The sequence below is a fragment of the Rhizobacter sp. Root1238 genome, assembly GCF_001425825.1.
Lineage (GTDB): Bacteria > Pseudomonadota > Gammaproteobacteria > Burkholderiales > Burkholderiaceae_C > Rhizobacter.
Map to the genome: position 1 here is coordinate 148,195 of NZ_LMDM01000015.1, position 18,402 is coordinate 166,596.

General features: G+C 69.9%; 19 protein-coding genes. 6 read left to right on the forward strand and 13 right to left on the reverse strand.

Features of this window, described 5'->3' with window-relative positions; translation table 11 throughout:
* Positions 1-22: 22 nt before the first annotated feature.
* From ASC98_RS13980 to ASC98_RS14010, 7 genes are read right to left on the reverse strand one after another with little or no spacing between them, the layout of a single operon-like run.
* Positions 23-625: a nucleoside triphosphate pyrophosphatase gene (locus tag ASC98_RS13980; protein WP_056811941.1), complete on the reverse strand. Its 603-nt coding sequence runs from the start codon at positions 623-625 to the stop codon at positions 23-25.
* 12 nt (positions 626-637) lie between these two features.
* Complete coding sequence (gene rlmH / locus ASC98_RS13985) at positions 638-1,105, reverse strand: 23S rRNA (pseudouridine(1915)-N(3))-methyltransferase RlmH (protein ID WP_056811944.1); 468 nt, start codon at positions 1,103-1,105, stop codon at positions 638-640.
* Positions 1,102-1,878, reverse strand: coding sequence for a ribosome silencing factor (rsfS, locus tag ASC98_RS13990; RefSeq protein ID WP_056811950.1), 777 nt, complete (start codon positions 1,876-1,878; stop codon positions 1,102-1,104). The genes rlmH and rsfS overlap by 4 nt, the downstream gene beginning before the upstream one ends.
* Positions 1,879-2,472: a nicotinate-nucleotide adenylyltransferase gene (gene nadD / locus ASC98_RS13995; RefSeq protein WP_235581265.1), complete on the reverse strand. Its 594-nt coding sequence runs from the start codon at positions 2,470-2,472 to the stop codon at positions 1,879-1,881.
* Entirely contained in the window at positions 2,469-3,395 is a 927-nt protein-coding gene (gene hemF / locus ASC98_RS14000; protein ID WP_056811954.1) for an oxygen-dependent coproporphyrinogen oxidase, read from the reverse strand. The genes nadD and hemF overlap by 4 nt, the downstream gene beginning before the upstream one ends.
* The gene (gene purD, locus ASC98_RS14005; protein WP_056811956.1) at positions 3,392-4,696 is read right to left on the reverse strand and encodes a phosphoribosylamine--glycine ligase; all 1,305 of its coding nucleotides are present in this window, start codon (positions 4,694-4,696) and stop codon (positions 3,392-3,394) included. Before purD ends, hemF begins: the two co-directional genes overlap by 4 nt.
* Positions 4,697-4,706: 10 nt before the next feature.
* A complete protein-coding gene (locus ASC98_RS14010) occupies positions 4,707-5,432 on the reverse strand; it encodes a YebC/PmpR family DNA-binding transcriptional regulator (RefSeq protein ID WP_056811959.1) in 726 nt (241 codons plus the stop codon).
* Positions 5,433-5,523: 91 nt separating this feature from the next.
* Between ASC98_RS14010 and ASC98_RS14015 the strand changes: the two genes are divergently transcribed.
* Positions 5,524-7,080, forward strand: coding sequence for a helicase HerA-like domain-containing protein (locus ASC98_RS14015; RefSeq protein WP_056811962.1), 1,557 nt, complete (start codon positions 5,524-5,526; stop codon positions 7,078-7,080).
* A 50-nt stretch (positions 7,081-7,130) separates the two neighbouring features.
* Here ASC98_RS14015 and ASC98_RS14020 read toward each other — a convergent pair whose 3' ends face one another.
* Positions 7,131-8,852, reverse strand: a complete 1,722-nt coding sequence (locus tag ASC98_RS14020; protein WP_056811964.1) for a M14 family metallopeptidase — start codon at positions 8,850-8,852, stop codon at positions 7,131-7,133.
* 204 nt (positions 8,853-9,056) lie between these two features.
* On the opposite strand from ASC98_RS14020, the gene ASC98_RS14025 reads away from it, so the two are divergent.
* Genes ASC98_RS14025 through ASC98_RS14035 form a run of 3 tightly spaced genes read left to right on the forward strand, consistent with a single transcriptional unit; the run spans position 9,057 to position 11,490 of the window.
* The gene (locus ASC98_RS14025; protein WP_056811966.1) at positions 9,057-9,566 is read left to right on the forward strand and encodes a DUF6622 family protein; all 510 of its coding nucleotides are present in this window, start codon (positions 9,057-9,059) and stop codon (positions 9,564-9,566) included.
* 35 nt (positions 9,567-9,601) lie between these two features.
* The gene (locus ASC98_RS14030) at positions 9,602-10,666 is read left to right on the forward strand and encodes a sensor histidine kinase (RefSeq protein WP_056811969.1); all 1,065 of its coding nucleotides are present in this window, start codon (positions 9,602-9,604) and stop codon (positions 10,664-10,666) included.
* Positions 10,666-11,490 (forward strand): LytTR family DNA-binding domain-containing protein, encoded by an 825-nt coding sequence (locus ASC98_RS14035; protein ID WP_056811972.1) that lies wholly within the window; start codon positions 10,666-10,668, stop codon positions 11,488-11,490. The genes ASC98_RS14030 and ASC98_RS14035 overlap by 1 nt, the downstream gene beginning before the upstream one ends.
* On the opposite strand, the gene ASC98_RS14040 is transcribed toward ASC98_RS14035, so the two are convergent.
* Complete coding sequence (locus tag ASC98_RS14040) at positions 11,491-11,928, reverse strand: hypothetical protein (protein WP_082541686.1); 438 nt, start codon at positions 11,926-11,928, stop codon at positions 11,491-11,493.
* A gap of 141 nt (positions 11,929-12,069) precedes the next feature.
* Positions 12,070-12,477 (reverse strand): hypothetical protein, encoded by a 408-nt coding sequence (locus ASC98_RS14045; RefSeq protein WP_056811981.1) that lies wholly within the window; start codon positions 12,475-12,477, stop codon positions 12,070-12,072.
* Between the two features lie 207 nt (positions 12,478-12,684).
* Between ASC98_RS14045 and ASC98_RS14050 the strand changes: the two genes are divergently transcribed.
* Positions 12,685-14,502, forward strand: coding sequence for a glutamine--tRNA ligase/YqeY domain fusion protein (locus ASC98_RS14050; protein WP_056811983.1), 1,818 nt, complete (start codon positions 12,685-12,687; stop codon positions 14,500-14,502).
* A gap of 102 nt (positions 14,503-14,604) precedes the next feature.
* Here ASC98_RS14050 and ASC98_RS14055 read toward each other — a convergent pair whose 3' ends face one another.
* On the reverse strand, positions 14,605-16,077 hold the full coding sequence (locus ASC98_RS14055) for a M48 family metalloprotease (RefSeq protein ID WP_056811987.1): 1,473 nt from the start codon (positions 16,075-16,077) through the stop codon (positions 14,605-14,607).
* Between the two features lie 117 nt (positions 16,078-16,194).
* On the opposite strand from ASC98_RS14055, the gene ASC98_RS14060 reads away from it, so the two are divergent.
* A complete protein-coding gene (locus ASC98_RS14060; RefSeq protein ID WP_056811989.1) occupies positions 16,195-16,692 on the forward strand; it encodes a DUF3016 domain-containing protein in 498 nt (165 codons plus the stop codon).
* Between the two features lie 21 nt (positions 16,693-16,713).
* Here ASC98_RS14060 and ASC98_RS14065 read toward each other — a convergent pair whose 3' ends face one another.
* Together ASC98_RS14065 and ASC98_RS30375 are read right to left on the reverse strand one after the other, a co-directional pair.
* Positions 16,714-17,817: a hypothetical protein gene (locus ASC98_RS14065; protein WP_157597695.1), complete on the reverse strand. Its 1,104-nt coding sequence runs from the start codon at positions 17,815-17,817 to the stop codon at positions 16,714-16,716.
* A 211-nt stretch (positions 17,818-18,028) separates the two neighbouring features.
* Positions 18,029-18,214: a hypothetical protein gene (locus tag ASC98_RS30375; RefSeq protein WP_157597694.1), complete on the reverse strand. Its 186-nt coding sequence runs from the start codon at positions 18,212-18,214 to the stop codon at positions 18,029-18,031.
* Positions 18,215-18,402: the final 188 nt, after the last annotated feature.

Genomic DNA, 18,402 nt, shown 5'->3' on the forward strand with positions numbered 1-18,402 from the left:
CGCTCTTGTTGCGGCGGCGGCGTCAGAACCTGACGCGCGCTTGTCTCAGCAGTTGGGCCGTTTCGTACAGGGGCAAACCCATGATACCGGAGTGACTGCCGGCGATGCGGCGGATCCAGCCGGCCATCGCGCTCTGGATCGCGTACGAGCCGGCCTTGCCGAACGGCTCGCCGCTCGCGACGTAGGCGTCGATCCATGCCGCCGGCAGCGGCGCCACGTCGACGCGCGAGACGTTGACCAGCAGCTCGCGCCGCCGGCCACTGGCCACCGCCACCGCGGTCAGCACGCGGTGCGTGCGGCCCGACAGCCGTTCGAGCACGCGGCGCGCGTCGTCGGCATCGGCCGGCTTGCCGAGGATGCGCCGGCCCACCGCGACCGTGGTGTCGGAGCACAGGATCGGCGCGGCCGGCAGCCCGCGCGCCGCATGGCGCTTGCGCGCGGCGGCCAGCTTGGCCAGCGTCACCCGCTCGACGTAGTCGGCCGGCAGCTCGCCGGGCCGCTCGGCCTCGAGCGCTTCGGCGTCTTCGTCGGCACCGGGCAGCAGCAGTTCGTGCCGCACGCCGATCTGGTCGAGCAGCTGGCGGCGGCGCGGGCTCTGCGACGCGAGGTAGATGAAGTCGTGCATTCCGGACGGCGGCTACTCGCGGTGGTAGGGGTGGTTCACGGTCAGCGTCCAGGCGCGGTACAGCGCCTCGGCCAGCAGCACGCGGGCGAAGGCATGCGGCAGCGTCAGGTCGGACAGGCGCATCGTCTCGTCGGCACTGCGTTTCAGGTCGGCAGCCAGCCCGTCCGGGCCGCCGATCAGGAAGGCGACGTCGCGCCCGTCGGGCAGCCAGGCCTTCATGCGGGCCGCCAGCTGCACGCTGGTCAGCCGGTCGCCGCGCTCGTCGAGCACGACGCGGCGCACGCCTTTCGGCAGCGCCGCCTCGATGCGCGCGGCTTCGGCCGCCATCATCTGCTCGGCGGTGCGCGAGCCGCGCGTCTCGGCCTTGACCGCCTTCAGCTCGAGGCGCATCTCGGGTGGAAAGCGCTTCGCGAAGTCGTCATAGGCCGTCTCGGCCCACGACGGCTGGCGCTGGCCGACCGCGACCAGCAGCAGCTTCACGCGCGCGAGGTCTTCTTTGCCGGCGCTTTCCTGGCGGGAGCCTTCTTCGCAGGCGCAGCCTTGGCAGGCGCCGCCTTGGCCGGGGCCTTGCGGGCCGCGACCGGCTTGGCGACGACCTTCTTGACCGCCGCCTTGGCTGGTGCCGATTTGGCCGGTGCCGACTTGGCCGCCGCCTTCTTCGCGGGTGCCGCGCTCTTGACACCGACCGTGCGCGTCACGCCGCCCGTCCTGGCCGGTGCGGCCTTGCGCGCCGGTGCCTTGGCCGGGGCCGCCTTCGCGGCGACCTTCCGGGCGGGCGCCTTGGCGGCTTCCGTCCTGGCCGGGGCCTTGGCGGGTGCCTTGCCGGCCGCGGCCTTCTTCGCCGGTGCCTTCTTCGCGGCTGCCTTCTTCGCGACAGGCTCTTCGGCCTTCACGAGTTTCGCCGGCGCGGTGTCGACCTTCAGCTTGATCGGCTTGTCGCCCCAGATTTCCTCGAGGTGGTAGTACTCGCGGATCGACGGTTGCATCACGTGGACGACGGCGGCGCCGCAGTCGACGATGATCCATTCGCCGTTGTCCTCGCCCTCGGTGCGCAACACCGGGAAGCCGCCCGATTTCACCGCATCACGCACGCTGGCTGCGAGGGCCTTGGTCTGGCGGTTCGAGGTGCCCGACGCGATGATCACGCGCTCGAAGAGCGGTGAAAGATGCTCGGTGTTGAAGACCAGGATGTTCTGTGCCTTCACGTCTTCCAGACCATCGACGATGGCGCGCTGCAGTTTTCGGATGTCCATTCAACTCCTGAGATCGCCTCTGTATAGGGCGTGTTGGGCAATATAGCGCGCCACGGGGGCGGGCACCAGATCGTCGACCGCAACTCCCCGGGCCACGCGGGCACGGATCTCGGTCGACGACACGTTCATCATCGGCAGCGGCACCGCACGGTGCGGCATCGCCTGCACCTCGGCGCTCGCTGCCATCGTCACGCCGGGCCGGTTCGCGACCGCGAGCGTGACACGCTGCAGCAGGTCCTGCCAGCGCACCCAGCTGTGCAGCCCGGCGTACTGGTCCTGGCCGATCACCAGGAACCACTCGACGCCCGGCTCCGCGGCCTGCAATGCGCGCACGGTGTCGAAGGTGTAGCTGGCGCCGCTTCGGCGCAGCTCGCAGTCTTCGAGCGTGAAGCGCGGCTCGTCGGCGATCGCCAGCCGCACCATCGCTTCACGGTGCACGGCGGACGTCAGGTCGCGGTGCTTCTGCCATTGGCGACCCGCCGGCACCCAGCGCAATTCGTCGAGGCCGAGTTGCGACAACGCCACACGCGCCAGCGCCACATGCGCCGCGTGCACCGGATCGAAGCTGCCGCCGAACAGCGCAATGCGCTTCAAGCGGGGTTCTCGTCGGCCCACGCACGCGGGCGCAGGAAGTCGCTGTACAGCCGCGCCTCGGGCGTGCCGGCCTCGGGCGACCAGTTGTAGCGCCACTTCACGAGCGGCGGCATCGACATCAGGATCGATTCGGTGCGCCCGCCCGACTGCAGCCCGAACAGCGTGCCGCGGTCGAACACCAGGTTGAACTCGACGTAGCGGCCGCGCCGGTAGGCCTGGAAATCGCGCTCGCGCTCGCCGAACGCCGTCGCGTTGCGGCGCTGCACGATCGGCAGGTAGGCCGGCACGAAGGCGTCGCCGACCGCACGCAGCATCTCGAAGCTGCGCTCGAAGCCGAGTTCGGAGAAATCGTCGAAGAACACGCCGCCGACGCCGCGCGGCTCGTTGCGGTGCTTCAGGAAGAAATACTCGTCGCACCACTGCTTGAAGCGCGGGTACTTGTCGTCGCCGTAGGGCGCGAGCGCCTCGCGGTTGACGCGGTGGAAGTGCTGCGCGTCTTCCTCGAAGCCGTAGTACGGCGTCAGGTCCATCCCGCCGCCGAACCAGGTGACCGGTTCGCCGCCGGCCGGCAGCGCGGCCAGCATCCGCACGTTCATGTGCACCGTCGGCACATACGGGTTGCGCGGGTGGAAGACCAGCGAGACGCCCATCGCCTCGAACGGCGCCCCGGCCAGCTCCGGCCGGTGCTGCGTGGCCGACGGCGGCAGCACCTTGCCCTTCACGTGCGAGAAGCTGCAGCCGCCGCGCTCGAGCAGCGGCCCCTCTTCGACCAGCCGCGACAGCCCTTCGCCTTCGAGCTTGCCGCCGGGCTCGCGCACCCAGTGGTCGGTGACGAACGAATCGCCGCCCTCGGCCTCCATCGCGCCGATGATGCGCGACTGCAGGCCCAGCAGGTACGCGCGGACCGCGCCGGTGTCGCTCATCGCTTGATGGCCCGATGGCCGATGTCGCGGCGAAACTGCATGCCGTCGAAGTGGATGCCCTGCAGCGCCTCGTAGGCGCGCTGCTGCGCCATCTTGGTCGAATCTCCGAGCGCGGTGACGCACAGCACGCGCCCGCCCGAGGTCACGACGCCACCCTGCGCCGGCGCAGTGCCGGCATGGAACACCATCGCATCCGGCTGCTCGGCCGGCAGCCCGGTGATGGCATCGCCCTTGCGCGGGTCCAGCGGGTAGCCACCGGCCGCCATCACGACGCCCAGCGCGACGCGCCGGTCCCATTGCAGCTCGACCTGGTCGAGCGTGCCATCGGTCGCGGCCATCATCACGTCGAACAGGTCGCTCTTGAGCCGCATCATGATCGGCTGCGTCTCCGGATCGCCCAGCCGGGTGTTGAACTCGATCGTCTTCGGCGCGCCGTCGTCGTCGATCATCAGCCCGGCGTACAGGAAGCCGGTGAACGGCGTGCCGTCGCGCGCCATGCCGGCGATGGTCGGCAGGATGATCTCGTGCATCACCTTCGCATGCACGTTCGGCGTGACGACCGGTGCCGGCGAGTACGCGCCCATGCCGCCGGTGTTCGGGCCGACGTCGGCATCCTGAAGCCGCTTGTGGTCCTGGCTGGTCGCGAGCGGCAGCACGTTCTTGCCGTCGCACATCACGATGAAGCTGGCTTCCTCGCCCTGCAGGAATTCCTCGATCACGACGCGCGCGACACCCGCGTTGTGCTGCACGCCCAGGCGGTTGCCGGACTCGCCGCTTTTGCCGCCACTGCCGAGGATCCAGTCGATCGCCTCGTGGGCCTCGGCCAGCGTCATCGCGACCACCACGCCCTTGCCGGCCGCGAGGCCGTCGGCCTTGATCACGATCGGTGCGCCGTGCTTGTCGACGTGCGCATGCGCCGCCTTCGGATCATCGAAGGTGGCGTACAGCGCGGTCGGGATGCCGTGGCGCTGCATGAAATCCTTCGCGAACGCCTTCGAGCTTTCGAGCTGCGCGGCGGCCTGGGTCGGGCCGAACACGCGCAGCCCGCGGGCGCGGAATTCGTCGACCACGCCGGCCGCGAGCTGCCCCTCGGGGCCGACCACCGTCAGCGCGACCTTCTCGGCCACCGCGAAGTCGGCCAGCGCCTTCACGTCGGTGATCGCCACATTCTTCAGCCGCGCGTCGAGCGCGGTGCCGCCGTTGCCGGGCGCGACGTAGACCACCTGCACCTTCGACGACTGCGCGAGCTTCCAGGCCATCGCGTGTTCGCGTCCGCCGGAGCCGATCACCAATACTTTCATGCGTTCACTCTCATTCGCCCAGAACGGCGTTGTGGAAGACATCCTGCGTGTCGTCCAGGTCCTCGATCACGTCGAGCAGCTTCTGCATGCGCTGCGCGTCTTCACCGGCCAGGTCGATGGTGTTCTCGGCGCGCATCGTGACCTCGGCCACCTCGGCCTTCAGCCCCGCGCCTTCGAGCGCCGCCTTGACCGCCTCGAAATCGACCGGCGAGCACAGCACCTCGATCGCGCCGTCGTCGTCGGTCACCACATCCTCGGCACCGGCTTCGAGCGCGACTTCCATCACCTTGTCTTCATCCGTGCCCGGCGCGAACACGAACTGGCCGCAGTGCTTGAACTGGAAGGCCACCGAGCCTTCGGTGCCGAGGTTGCCGCCGTACTTGCTGAACGCATGGCGGATCTCGGCGACGGTGCGCACCCGGTTGTCGGTCATGCAGTCGACGATCACCGCGGCGCCGCCGATGCCGTAGCCTTCGTACCGGATTTCCTCGTAGCTGACGCCTTCGAGGTTGCCGGTGGCCTTGTCGATGTTCTTCTTGATGGTGTCGGCCGGCATGTTGGCGGCCTTGGCCTTCTCGACCGCCAGCCGCAGCCGCGGATTTTCCTTGACGTCGCCGCCGCCCTGGCGTGCCGCGACCATGATCTCGCGGATCACGCGGGTCCAGATCTTGCCGCGCTTTTCATCCTGGCGCCCCTTGCGGTGCTGGATGTTGGCCCATTTCGAATGTCCGGCCATGAAGGCTCCTCTGAGGGCCCACGCCGGCAGCCGGGTGGGCAATGTTCTTGGATAGACTGCAATTTTACTTGTCTGCCCACCGGAGATCCCCATGGCCGAGCCGATCCTGATCGCGAAGCACGACACGGCGGCGTGTTTCCTGCTGCCGGCACTGGCCAATCGCCATGGGCTGATCACCGGCGCCACCGGCACCGGCAAGACGATCACGCTGCAGACGCTGGCCGAAAACTTCAGCAAACTGGGCGTGCCGGTGTTCATGGCCGACGTGAAGGGCGACCTGACCGGCATCACGCAGGCCGGCAAGGTGGGCGACAAGCTGGCCGCGGTGCTGAAGGAACGCGGGCTCGACGCGCCGGCCTCGGCCGCCTGCCCGGCGACGCTGTGGGACGTGTTCGGCGAGCTGGGCCATCCGGTGCGCGCCACCGTCAGCGACATGGGCCCGCTGCTGCTGGCCCGCATGCTGGCGCTCAACGAGACGCAGGCCGGCGTGCTGAACCTGGTGTTCAAGATCGCCGACGACAACGGCCTGCTGCTGCTCGACCTGAAAGACCTGCGCGCGATGCTGCAGCACGTCGGCGAGAACGCGAGCCAGTTCACCACCGAATACGGCAACGTCAGCGCCGCCAGCGTCGGCGCGATCCAGCGCGGGCTGCTGCAGATCGACGAACAGGGCGGCGACAGGTTCTTCGGCGAGCCGATGCTGAACATCAGCGACTTCATGCAGACGGTGGACGGCCGGGGCGTGGTCAATGTGCTGTCGGCCGACAAGCTGATGAACGCGCCGCGCCTGTACGCCACCTTCCTGCTGTGGATGCTGTCCGAGCTGTTCGAGCAACTGCCCGAGGTCGGCGACCTCGACCAGCCGAAGCTGGTGTTCTTCTTCGACGAGGCGCACCTGCTGTTCAAGGACGCGCCGGCCGCGCTGGTCGAGCGCATCGAGCTCGTCGTGCGGCTGGTGCGCAGCAAGGGCGTCGGCGTCTACTTCGTGACGCAGAACCCGCTGGACATCCCGGACACCGTGCTGGCCCAGCTCGGCAACCGGGTGCAGCATGCGCTGCGCGCGTTCACGCCGCGCGACCAGAAGGCGGTCAAGTCGGCCGCGAGCACGATGCGCGCGAACCCGGGGCTCGACATCGAGACGGCGATCACCGAGCTGGCGGTCGGCGAGGCGCTGGTCAGCCTGCTCGACGAGAAAGGCCGGCCGAGCGTCACGCAGCGCGTGTTCGTGCTGCCGCCGGGCAGCCAGATCGGGCCGATCACGGCCGACCAGCGCAAGGCGCTGATCGCGGGTTCGCTGGTGGCCGGCGTCTACGAGAAGGCGATCGACCGGGAATCGGCCTACGAGAAGCTGAAGGGCCGCGGAGTGGCGAGTGCCGACGCGGCGCGGCCGGCCCCGCCGTCAACGCCGTCGGCGACGCCTTCCCCGCTGCCGACGCCAACCGCCGGCCAGCCGGCCGAGGCCGGTGGCGGCTGGGGCGGCATGCTCAATGACGTGCTGTTCGGCACCACCGGGCCGCGCGGCGGCAAGCACGACGGGCTCGCGCAGACGATGGCGAAGTCGGCGGTGCGCACGATCGGCACCAGCGTCGGCCGCGAGTTGATTCGCGGCGTGCTCGGCAGCTTGATGGGCGGCTCGAAGCGACGCTGACCTGGCCTGTCCGGGATTCGTGACCGTGGGAACCCGGATTGGCTTCCCGGCTACGGGAGCACGTTCAGCTTGACGCCCGGCACCGCGGTGACGCGCGCCTCGCTGGTCACGTTGGCGATGATGCCGTTCGCGAAGAAGCTGTTCTGCGTGTCGGGCTCCAGCGCGGCGATCACCAGGTTGGCCAGCGGCTGGCTCAGCGGCACGTAGTAGCTGCCGACCGGCACGTCCATCAGCGCCTGCGTCAGCAGCACCTGCGCGTGCACGACCGCGCCGCCGTCGGCGATGGTGCCGCGCACGTCCTGCCGCGTGCCGGTCTGGCGCGCGGTCTCGGCATACACCTCGCCCTGCATCACCCCCATCGCGGCCACCTGCTCGACCCGCACGCCCAGCGTGCGCAGCCGCATCACCGCGTCGCTCTGGTCGGCGGCCAGCCAGTAGCCGCAGGCGCGCGGCCGGGTCTTCAGCGGCTGCAGCTCGAGCGCCGAATCCCAGTTGACCACCAGCGCCTTGTCGGCCCCGGTCGCCGGGTCGAGCATCTGCAGCGTGTACTCGCTGGGCGTCGGGCCAGCCTCGACCACCGCATCGCCCTGGCAGGCCTTCGCGGCCACGTCGGCGTCGACATACTGGCGCAGCTTCACCAGGTCGGCCGAGCGGTCGGCCGCGCTGCGCAGGAAGCTGCCGAGCGCGACCACGTGCGTCTGCACGCGCCGCTTCAGGTGCAGGCGGCCGATGCCGACGCCGCGCGTCTCGATCAGGATGCTGACCGCGTTCTTCAGGCCGTTCACGTTGCGACCGGTGTCGGGCTGCGTGCCGCCCATCGAGATCTTCTTGTCGTTCACGTCGACCGAGGTGGTGTAGTACCACTCGGCGCTCAGGCCCTGCTGCTTCAGGCTGGCGAGCATCGGCTGGCGGAACCATTCTTCCGCGGCCTTGGTGATGAACTCCGGCAGGTTGGCGGTGGTGGCGTACTGCACCAGCGCATCGAAGCGCTGCACCGCGCCGAACTTCTCGAGGAAGCGGCCGACCACCGTGTACTCGTGCGAATCGACCACCAGCACCGGCTGGAAGTCGCGCACCAGCCGGGCCTGTGCCTGCGCCTCGGGGGTGCGCAGCAGCAGGTGGTCCCGGTTGGCGTCGATGCCGCTGGCGGTGACGCGGCGCTGCGCCTGCGCGCCGTCCGGGTTGGCGCGCGGCAGGATCACGACGTTGATGCGGTCCAGCAGGTCCTGCAGGCTGCCGCCGGCGAGTTCGCGCGCGAGCACGATCAGCGCTTCGCTGCCGGCCGGTTCGTCGCCATGCTGCTGGCCGACCAGCAGCACCGTCGGCCGGCCGCTCTTCAGCACCGCGGCGGGCGACATGTCGGGGTTGCGGGTGAACAGCACCGCCTCCAGCGGCACGCCGGCCTGCGAACTGCCCAGCGGCAGCAGTGTCGCGTTGCGGCCGCCGTGCACGATCTCGCGCAGCACTGCCTGCAGCTCGGCATTGGTCGTGAAGCCGGCATGGCCGGGCTGGAAGGCCGGCGTGCGGAAATCGACCGCCGGCTCCGGGAAGCGGGCGGCGACCAGGTCGTTGTACGGGACGGGTAGCGCGGCATCGGCCGACGCAGCGGGCGCGGGGGCCGGGGCGGTCGGGGTCGGCCGTCTGGCCGGCGGCATCTGCGGCCCGCCGGCGGGCGTCCACTCGGGCATCGGCGAACTGCATCCGAGCAGCGCGGTCACGGCCAGCAGCGACAGGCCGGCAGCGGCGCGCGACAGCAGGGTGGAAGAGGACATGCGGGTCTCCGTGGGACGCAAAAGCGGCGGCGCCGACTATACGACCACGGCGCGACCGCACCGGGCGACCCCAAGCCGGCCGGCTCGCGCCGCAGCGCGCACCGCTCGCGCCGCCCGCACGCGTTCCGTCGCATGCGGCTCGCCTGTCCGCGTCCGCGACGCGACAGTGCGGCCATCGAGACACCACCGCTTCAGGAAACCGCCATGTTCACCGCCATCCTTCACCACACGCCGTCCTGGGTCTGGTTGCTGCTCGCCGGCCTCGTCGTCCTGGGCTGGTCGCAGTCGCGCGACCGCCTGCTGACGCTGCAACGCGCGACGCTGCTGCCGCTGGCGATGGTCGGGCTGTCGCTGTACGGGCTCGGCTCGGCCTTCGGCTGGACCGCCGAGCCGCTGACCGCCTGGCTGGCCGGCGCGGCTGCCGCGCTGGCCACGGTCCATGCCGCCGGGGGCTGGCGCGGCATCGAATGGCAGGCGGCGGCGCGGCGCGTGTTCGTGCCGGGCAGCTGGGCGCCGATGGTCGCGATCCTCGGGGTCTTCTGCGTCAAGTTCGCGGTGGGCGTCATGCTGGCGATGCAGCCGGCGCTGCGCACGCAGGCGACGTTCATCGGCGCGGTCGCCCTGCTCTACGGCGGCTTCAGCGGGCTGTTCTTCAGCCGCGGCATCGCGAGCTGGCAGGCCGGCCGCCATGCGCTGCGGGCGAGCCGCGCCTGATGCCCGTGCCCACCGACCTGCCCCACAATCCCGCGATGCCTGACGCCGCGCCTGTCCACGAGTCCTTCACTGCCGGCGGCTTCGCCCGCCACGGGCTGATCGTGCTGGGCTTCAACACCTTCATCGGCATCGCGCTGGCGATCGGACGCGGCGGCGACTGGCGCATCCAGATGGTCTACGCGCAGTGCATCGGCCTGAGCATCTGGGCGCTGATGGATTTCGGCCGGATGGCTTTCCATCCCGATCCCGAGACCGGCTGGCCCAGGGGCTGGCGGCGTGCCGTGCTGCAACTGGGGGCGGTGCTCGGCGGCTACCTGCTCGGCAGCACGCTGGGCGACGCGCTGTTCGGCCGGCCGCTGCTCGACATGTGGCGCGGCTCGCCGCGCATGCTGCTGAGCTACCTGCTGATGTGCCTGGCGGTCAGCGCCGGCATCTCGTTCTACTTCCATGCCCGCAACCAGGACCAGTTGCGCCTGCGCCAGCTCGCCGCCGCCCAGCGCGACATCGCCGAGCACCGGCTGAAGCTGCTCGAATCGCAGCTCGAGCCGCACATGCTGTTCAACACGCTGGCCAACCTGCGCGTGCTGATCGCGCTCGACCCGCCGCGCGCGCAGCAGATGCTCGACCAGCTGATCGCCTTCCTGCGGGCGACGCTGTCCGGTTCGCGGGCTGCGCTGCACCCGCTGTCGGCCGAATTCGCGCGCGTCGGCGACTACCTCGAGCTGATGAAGGTCCGCATGGGCGACCGGCTGCAGACCGAACTCGACCTGCCCGCCGAACTGGGCACGCAGGCGGTGCCGCCGCTGCTGCTGCAGCCGCTGGTCGAGAACGCGATCAAGCACGGGCTGGAGCCGCACGTCGACGGCGGCCGGCTGGTCGTCAGCGCGCGGCGCGACGGCGACGCGCTGGTCCTGAGCGTGCGCGACACCGGTGCCGGCCTGTCCGCGGCGCCGGCCGACGGCACGCATTTCGGGCTGTCGCAGGTGCGCCAGCGGCTGGCGACGCTGCATGGCGAGGCCGCGTCGCTGAGCCTGCAGGCCGCGACCGATGCCGACGGCGGCACGCTGGCCACCGTTCGACTGCCCTGGAGCCCGACCTGATGAATGCCTCCGAAACGCCGGCCACCGCGCTGATCGCCGAAGACGAGCCGCTGCTCGCCGCCAACCTGAAAGCCGAGCTGCAGGCGCTGTGGCCCGGGTTGCAGGTCGTCGCGAGCGTCGCGCATGGCGAGGCCGCGGTGCAGCAGGCGCTGGCGTTGCGGCCGCAGCTGCTGTTCCTCGACATCCGGATGCCCGGCATGAGCGGGCTGGAGGCGGCGCAGGCCATCGCCGAAGACTGGCCGGACGACGGCTCGCCGCTGCCGGCGCTGGTGTTCGTGACGGCCTACGACGAGTACGCGCTGCAGGCCTTCGAGCAGGCCGCGGTCGACTATGTGCTGAAGCCGGTGCAACCGGCGCGCCTCGCGCAGACCTGCGCGCGGGTGCAGGCGGTCCTGAAGCAGCGCGCGTCGGCGGGCGGCGGCGCCATCGATGCCGCGCTCGGGCAGCTGCGACTGTTGCTCGGCAGCGGTGCGCCGGCGGCGCCCGCGCCGGCCGTGGCGCCGCTGACGGTGATCCAGGCCGCCGTCGGCAGCGCGATCCACCTGGTGCCGGTGGCCGAGGTGGTGTACTTCGAGGCGGCCGACAAGTACGTGCGGGTCGTCACGCTGGAGCGCGAGTACCTGGTGCGCATCTCGCTGCGCGAGCTGTTGCCGCAGATCGACCTGCAGCGCTTCTGGCAGGTGCACCGCGGCACGGTGGTGCGGTCGGACGCCATTGCCACCGCGTTGCGCGACGAGGCCGGCAAGGTCACGCTGACCCTGCGCGGCCACGCCGACCGGCTCGCGGTGAGCCGGCTCTACGCGAACCTCTTCAAGCCGATGTGATCAACGGCGGTGGCCGTCGTGGCCATCGCGGTAGCCTCCGTGACCGTCACGGTAGCCGTCGTGGTCGTGATGGTCGTGGTAGCCGCCGCGGCCCGGCACGATCACCGGCACCGGACGCCCCGCCGGGTAGCCGTGATAGCGATAGGCGGGATACGGACGGTAGACGACCGGGTACGGCCGATAGACCGGCCGTGGGCGGTAGACCACCACCGGTGCAGGCTGCACGTAGACGGGTGCCGGTTCGTAGTAGGCCGGCTGCACGTAGACCGGCTCGGCATAGACCGGCTGGCCATAGACCGGCCCGCTCGACACGACGGTGGTCACCGGCGGCAGGTTGACGCCGATCGACCATTGGACATTGGCGGCATGCGCGCCGGCGGTGGACAGCGCACCCAGCAGGGCCAGCGCAGCGATGAACGGGGTCTTGCGATTCAGCATCGTGAACTCCTTGTAATCCTGACGCTGCGATCGCAGCGTCACGGGTCTACAACGTCACAACACCTGCCTTCGAAGACCGGTTTCCGTGTCGATTGGTAAGCCGCAGGTTTCTGGAAGGTTAAGTTGGCCGGCGTCGTGGGCTTACTGACGTGCGCGGTGCATCGCCAGTTCAAGCAAGGAGCGCAGGTCGCCGAGCTCGGTCAGCACCTCGAACGTGAAGCCGGCACGCCCGGGGCGGTCGCTCAGCAGCAGTTCGTCGAAGTAGGCCGGCAGATGGAGTGGCCGCTCCCACAGCGCGGCCAGCCGGTTGACGACGTGCGGATGGCGTTGCGCGGTCGTCAGCGGCTGGTAACGCGGTGGCAGCGACGCGAGCCATTCTTCGGCAATGCCGCTGAGTCCGCCGAGCTGCACCGCGCGTTTCGGCGGCGGCGGCCGGTGCTGCAGGCGGTGCGGCCCGTCCATCAGCGCCGAGGGTGCGGTGGCCATCCAGCCGGTCTGGCTGGGCGAGAAATCGAACCCGAAGTTCGACGAACGCGGCGGTCTGTTCATGGGGGCCGATTGTTCGACCGCAGCCCCAGCCTGAACAGCCCGCGGCGCCCCTTCGCTCGCGGGGGTGGATACAAATAGTCACATGCGATCGTGAGAAAAATCACGGCCCAGCAATCGGCACAGCGCATCGAGGGGCGCGAACTACAATGAATTCACGTTTCGCAGCCCTGCGCAACCTCTCCAACTCCTTGATTCCAAGCGCATTTCATGAGCGATCCCCACAGCAAGGCACCCCATGGCGAGTCCGCCGCCTCCGACGTTCGGCCGACCAATTTCCTGCGGCAGATCATCGAGCGCGACCTCGACCAGGGACGCTACGCGGGTCGCCATTTCGCCGGATCCCCCGGTGACGCCGCCCACCACGCCGGCGGGCCGCTCGACGCGGCGCGGGTGCGCACCCGCTTCCCGCCCGAGCCCAACGGCTACCTGCACATCGGCCACGCGAAGAGCATCTGGCTGAACTTCGGCCTCGCGCGCGACTTCGGCGGCGTGTGCCACCTGCGCTTCGACGACACCAACCCCGAGAAGGAAGAGCAGGAGTACGTCGACGCGATCATCGAACTCGTCACCTGGCTGGGCTTCGACTGGCGCAGCGACGTCAACGGCGCGCCGGTGGAGCACCTCTTCTACGCGAGCAACTACTTCGACTTCATGTACCGCGCGGCCGAGGCGCTGATCGGCGCCGGCCACGCGTATGTCGACGAGCAGAGCGCCGACGCGATGAAGGCCACCCGCGGCGACTTCAACACCCCCGGCACCGACAGCCCGTTCCGCAGCCGCACGCCGGCCGAGAACCTGGCGCGCTTTCGCGAGATGCGCGACGGCCAGCTGGCCGACGGCGCCGCGGTGCTGCGCGCGAAGATCGACATGGCGTCGCCCAACATCAACCTGCGCGACCCGGCGCTCTACCGCATCAAGCGCGCGACGCACCACAACACCGGCGACACCTGGTGCATCTACCCGATGTACACCTACGCGCACCCGATCGAAGACGCGCTCGAGCAGATCACGCACAGCATCTGCACGCTGGAATTCGAAGACCAGCGCCCGTTCTACGACTGGCTGCTCGACACGCTGTGCGGCCTGGGCCTGCTCGCGCAGCCGCGCCCGCACCAGCATGAGTTCGCGCGGCTGAACCTGACCTACGTGATCACCAGCAAGCGCAAGCTGAAGCAACTGGTCGACGAGAAGCATGTCGACGGCTGGGACGACCCGCGCATGCCCACCCTGGCCGGCCTGCGCCGCCGCGGCTACACGCCGGCGGCGATCCAGCTGTTCTGCGAGCGCATCGGCGTGACGCGCGATTACAGCTGGATCGACTACGGCACGCTCGAAGGCGCGTTGCGCGACGACCTGGAAGGCAAGGCCGCGCGCGCGATGACGGTGATCGACCCGGTGAAGCTGAAGCTCGTCAACTGGGCCGAGGTATTCGGCAGCGACACCCACATCGAGCCCTGCCATGCGCCGGCGCATCCGCACCGACCCGAGCTCGGGCAGCGCGACTTCGGCCTCGGTCCCGAACTGTGGATCGAGCGCGACGACTACGCCGAGACGCCGCCGAAGGGCTTCTTCCGGCTGTTCCCGGGCAACAAGGTGCGGCTGAAGTACGGCGTCGTCGTCGAATGCATTGGCAGCGAAACCGGCGCGAACGGCGAGCCGGTGGTGCTGGCGAAGGTGATCCCCGACACGAAGAGCGGCACGCCGGGCGCCGACGCGGTGAAGGTCAAGGGCACGATCACCTGGATTGGCGTGCACGACGGCGTGCCGGCGGAGCTGCGGATCTACGACCGGCTGTTCACCGAGGCGCAACCCGACGCGGGTGGGCGCGACTACCTGACGGTGCTGAACTCGGGCAGCAAGAAGGTGGTGCAGGGCTTCGTCGAGCCGTCGCTCGCGAAGGCGCGGCCGGACGACAAGTTCCAGTTCGAGCGGCATGGCTACTTCGTGGCGGACCGCATCGACTCCGCGCCTGGAAAGCTCGTGTTCAACCGCATCACCAGCCTGAAGGACAGCTGGGGTAAGTAGACATCCGTTCGCGTTGAGCCTGTCGAAACGCTCGTGCCAGGGGCAGGGCTTCGACAGGCCCAGCCAAGCCCTTCGACAAGCTCAGGGCGAACGGGATTCTTTTCACTCGACGACCTTGACCCGCTGCCCCACCGCAGGGTCCTTGCCGCCGCCGTAGACGCCGTTGATCAGCTTCAGCTGGGCCTCGGCCTGCGGCAGCGGCGACTGCTTCGCCAGCTCGGCGAATCCGCCGCGCGGGAACGGCACCGACTTCAGCGTCCACGGCTTCGCGGCGGCACGGTCGGCCGCGGACAGCGCGCGGAACGAAGCCTCGGCCTCCTTCAACCCGGCCGCGTTGCGCTGCAGCGCGGCGGCATCCTTCGACGCCTGCAGCAGCACGAAGTGGTTGTTCTGCGGACCGTCCACCACCGTCGCGACGACCGCGCGCGCCTGGCCCTGCTTCGTCGTCGCGGTGCCGGTGAAGCGGCTCGCCTTCAGGCCGTTCAGTTCGATCTTGTCGAACCGGCCCTGCGTCGGCTTGAACACGCTGCGCACGATCTCCTCGTGCGTGCTGCCGGCCTTGGCCGGCGCCAGCATCACCACCAGCCCGGCATCGCCCGCCGCATTGACCAGCGTGATGTCTTCGGCCGAGTTCTGCACCTTCCAGCCCTCGGGCGCCTTCAGCGCGATGCCCAGTGGCTCGTGGTAGAAGCTGCGCCCGCGCGTCACGCCCTGCGCGCGGCTCTCGCCGAACGCCATCCCGGCGATCGCCTGCAGGTAGCGGTCGCGGCCTTCGTCGGCATAGGAAGCGTCCTTCGCGTAGGTGTCGGCAATCGCCGTGATGTCGCGCAGTCGCTGGTCGTTGCTCGGGTGGGACGCCAGCCAGTCGTTGCCGCCCGACGCGCTGCGACCCTCGGCCTTCGCGGTGTCGGCCGCGAACTGCTCCTGCCGTTTCAGCACCTGGATCACCTCGACCATGTTCTTCGGGTCGTAGTGGTTGCGCACCAGGTACTCGGCGCCGAGCTGGTCGGCCTGCAATTCCTGGTCGCGGCTGTACGACGCTATGTAGCCGGCCGCAACGCTCTGCGACACCTGGCTGGCCACGTCGCCGATGCCCAGCACCGCGCCGAGCACCGTGGCCGCGACCACGCCGATGCCGGCGGTCTGCTGGCGTGTCGCACGCTGCGCGCCGTGGCGCGCGGTGACGTGGCCGATCTCGTGGCCCATCACGCCGGCCAGGTCGGCTTCGCTCTCCATGTAGGCCATGATGCCGCGCGTCACGTAGACATACCCGCCCGGCAGCGCGAACGCGTTGACCTCGGGGCTGTCGAGCACGGTGAAGGTCCATTGCAACTGCGCCCGGTGCGACTGCTTCGCCAGGCGCTGGCCGAGGTCGTTCACATAGGCCTGTACCGCCGCGTTGTCGAGCACCGCGTATTCCTTCAGCACCTCCTGGTGGGCCTTCTTGCCTTCGGCGATCTCGGTCGGCTCGTCCATCACCGAGCGCTCGCTGCGGCCCGTCACCGGGTTGACGACGGAGGCGCAGGCGCCCAGCAGCGACGCGGCCAGCAACAAGGGGATCAGCAGACGACGCATGGCAGAGACCTTTCCGGAAGTGCGGCCGGATGGTAGCCGCTGGGCGGCGTCGTCCCCACGCTTGCAGGGCCGCGGGCGGTGGCGTACTGTCACGGACCAGTCTCCAGGAGTCTCACCATGCGCTTCGGATCGATCATCGGGTGGGCCGCCTTCGCGGCGTGCGTTGCAGGGCCGGCCGCCGCGGCGGGCTCGGCCGACGTGCAGTTCAAGCAGCCGGAACGTTTCGTCGATGCCGGTGAAACGCCCCACGAACGCGACATCAACCTGCGCCTGCTGGCCGACCAGTTGCAGTCGCTCGCGGCGCAGCACCTGCCGGCCGGCCAGTCGCTGCAGGTCGAGGTGCTCGACGTCGACCTCGCCGGCTACCTGCGGCACACCCGGCGCGGTGATTTGCGGGTGGTGCGCGACGACCACGACAGCGCGCGCATCTGGCTGCACTACGCGCTGGTGTCCGATGGGCGCACGCTGCGCTCGGGCGACGTCGCCCTCAGCGACCTGTCCTCGCGCAAGGCCCCGGGGTTCGGCACCGATCGCAGCGCGCTCGGTCGCGAGAAGGCCTTGCTGGCGAACTGGTTCACCCAGGAATTCGGCGCGGCGCGGGCCGCCGCGAACTGACCCGCAGCAGGCCGGCAGAGCTTACAGCCGCGGCTGCGTGGTCGGCCAGTCGTCGTGGCGGTCGGACTGGCCATCGCCGGCCACCAGCGTGTTGCCCATGCCGAGCAGTTCGCGGGCCTGCTGCAGGCTGATCAGCTCGTCGCGCGACATCCGCGCATGGCTGCGGTGGCGCTCGATCTCCCACACCAGCTCGATCAGGTGGCGCTGGGTCTGCGCCGAGCGCACCTTGCCGTGCGTCAGCGCGGCGAACAGCGGCGCATCGATGCGCAAGGTGTCGATCAGCAGTTCGCGCACCTGGGCGATCAGCTGCTGTTCGGACGACGGCCTCTCGATCCGCGGCGTCATCGGTGGCAGGTCTTGGGCCGGCTTGGCGCGCCCGCGACCCAGCGCCTTGTTCAGCACCGCCGTCATGCCACCGGCCGCGGCGCGGGCACCTGACTTCCGGGACGGCTTCGACGCCGCGACCAGGGCTGGCTCGGGCGGAGACCACACCGCTTCGCGAGGCTCTTGCGACAGCGGGATCGTGTCGGACCATGCCACCACGTCCACCAGCTGCACCTCGTGCGCCGGCTCGGGCTCGGGAGGACGGCGTGCCAGCGGCTGCGCCGGCTGAAGCGCCATCGGCTCGTCGACCGCGGCGTGCGGCGATGGCGGCGCCACCGGTTGCGGCGGCAGCATCGAGGTGGTCGACAGGCGGGCGGGATCGATCGGCGCGACGTCGGTGTGCTCGTCGAGGGCGAGCGGCGCGATCTCGGCAGCGGCCTCGGGCGCGATCCACATCGCCGGTGCGGCAGGCTCGCGTGCCACGGGCTGAAGCACCTGCGGCGTCGGCACGTCGAGCGCGACGCTGGTGAGCGTCGGGGCGTCGAGCGCGCCCGAGCCGCTGTCGATCGCCTCCGCCGCTTCCGGTTCCGGTTCGTCGGGCAGCTCGACCAGGCCGAGCCGCACCAGTTCCTCGAAATGCCCGGTCTGCGCGCCGGCCTGGTGGGCCAGGCTCAGCACCTCGGCCAGCGTGCGGCGGCCGTCCACCAGGAACAGCACCGTGCGGTGCCGCTGACCGAGCCGCTGCGTGCGGGTGCGCAGCTCGTCATGGCCGCGCGAGGTCTTGGTGGGAACGGTGGGCACGGGCATCTGGATCACGGGGTCGAAGGCACCATTGTGGCGCGAGATCTGGTAACCGTCAGTGGTCACTTCGCTCGCTCGCACAAGCGGGTTGAAGGCCGCATCGGGCGGCACTCGTCCCTGTCATCGGCCCCCCGGCGCCGGCCTGTAGGGCCAGGCGGCGCCGGTACACACCCGGTTTCAATCGGCACGTTTCGGCGCGTGCCTCGGAAGCTCAGAAACGGCTGCGCGCCTTGCGCTTGTCGAGTTCGAGCAGCTGGTTCTTGATCAGCGACTGCAGCACGCGCAGGTTCGCCTCGGTCAGGCTGATCACGCTGGAGGGGTCGTCGTCGTGGTTGGTCACCGTCTGCACCAGTGCATCGACCTTCAGGTGCACCATGCCGTGAATGTCGTGGGACATGGATCTCACGCGCTGGATTTCGATGTTGTGGGTCTTCATGAACGCTCTCCGCAGGCCCGCTTGCCGGGCCGAGGGCGGCAGCGTACCGCAGGCAAGGCGCAAGCCGCGGGGCGTGGCTACAAAGATGCAGAAACTGTGCAGACAACCCGCTGCGTTGCTCCACAAAGGATCTCTACCGTCCAGGGTGC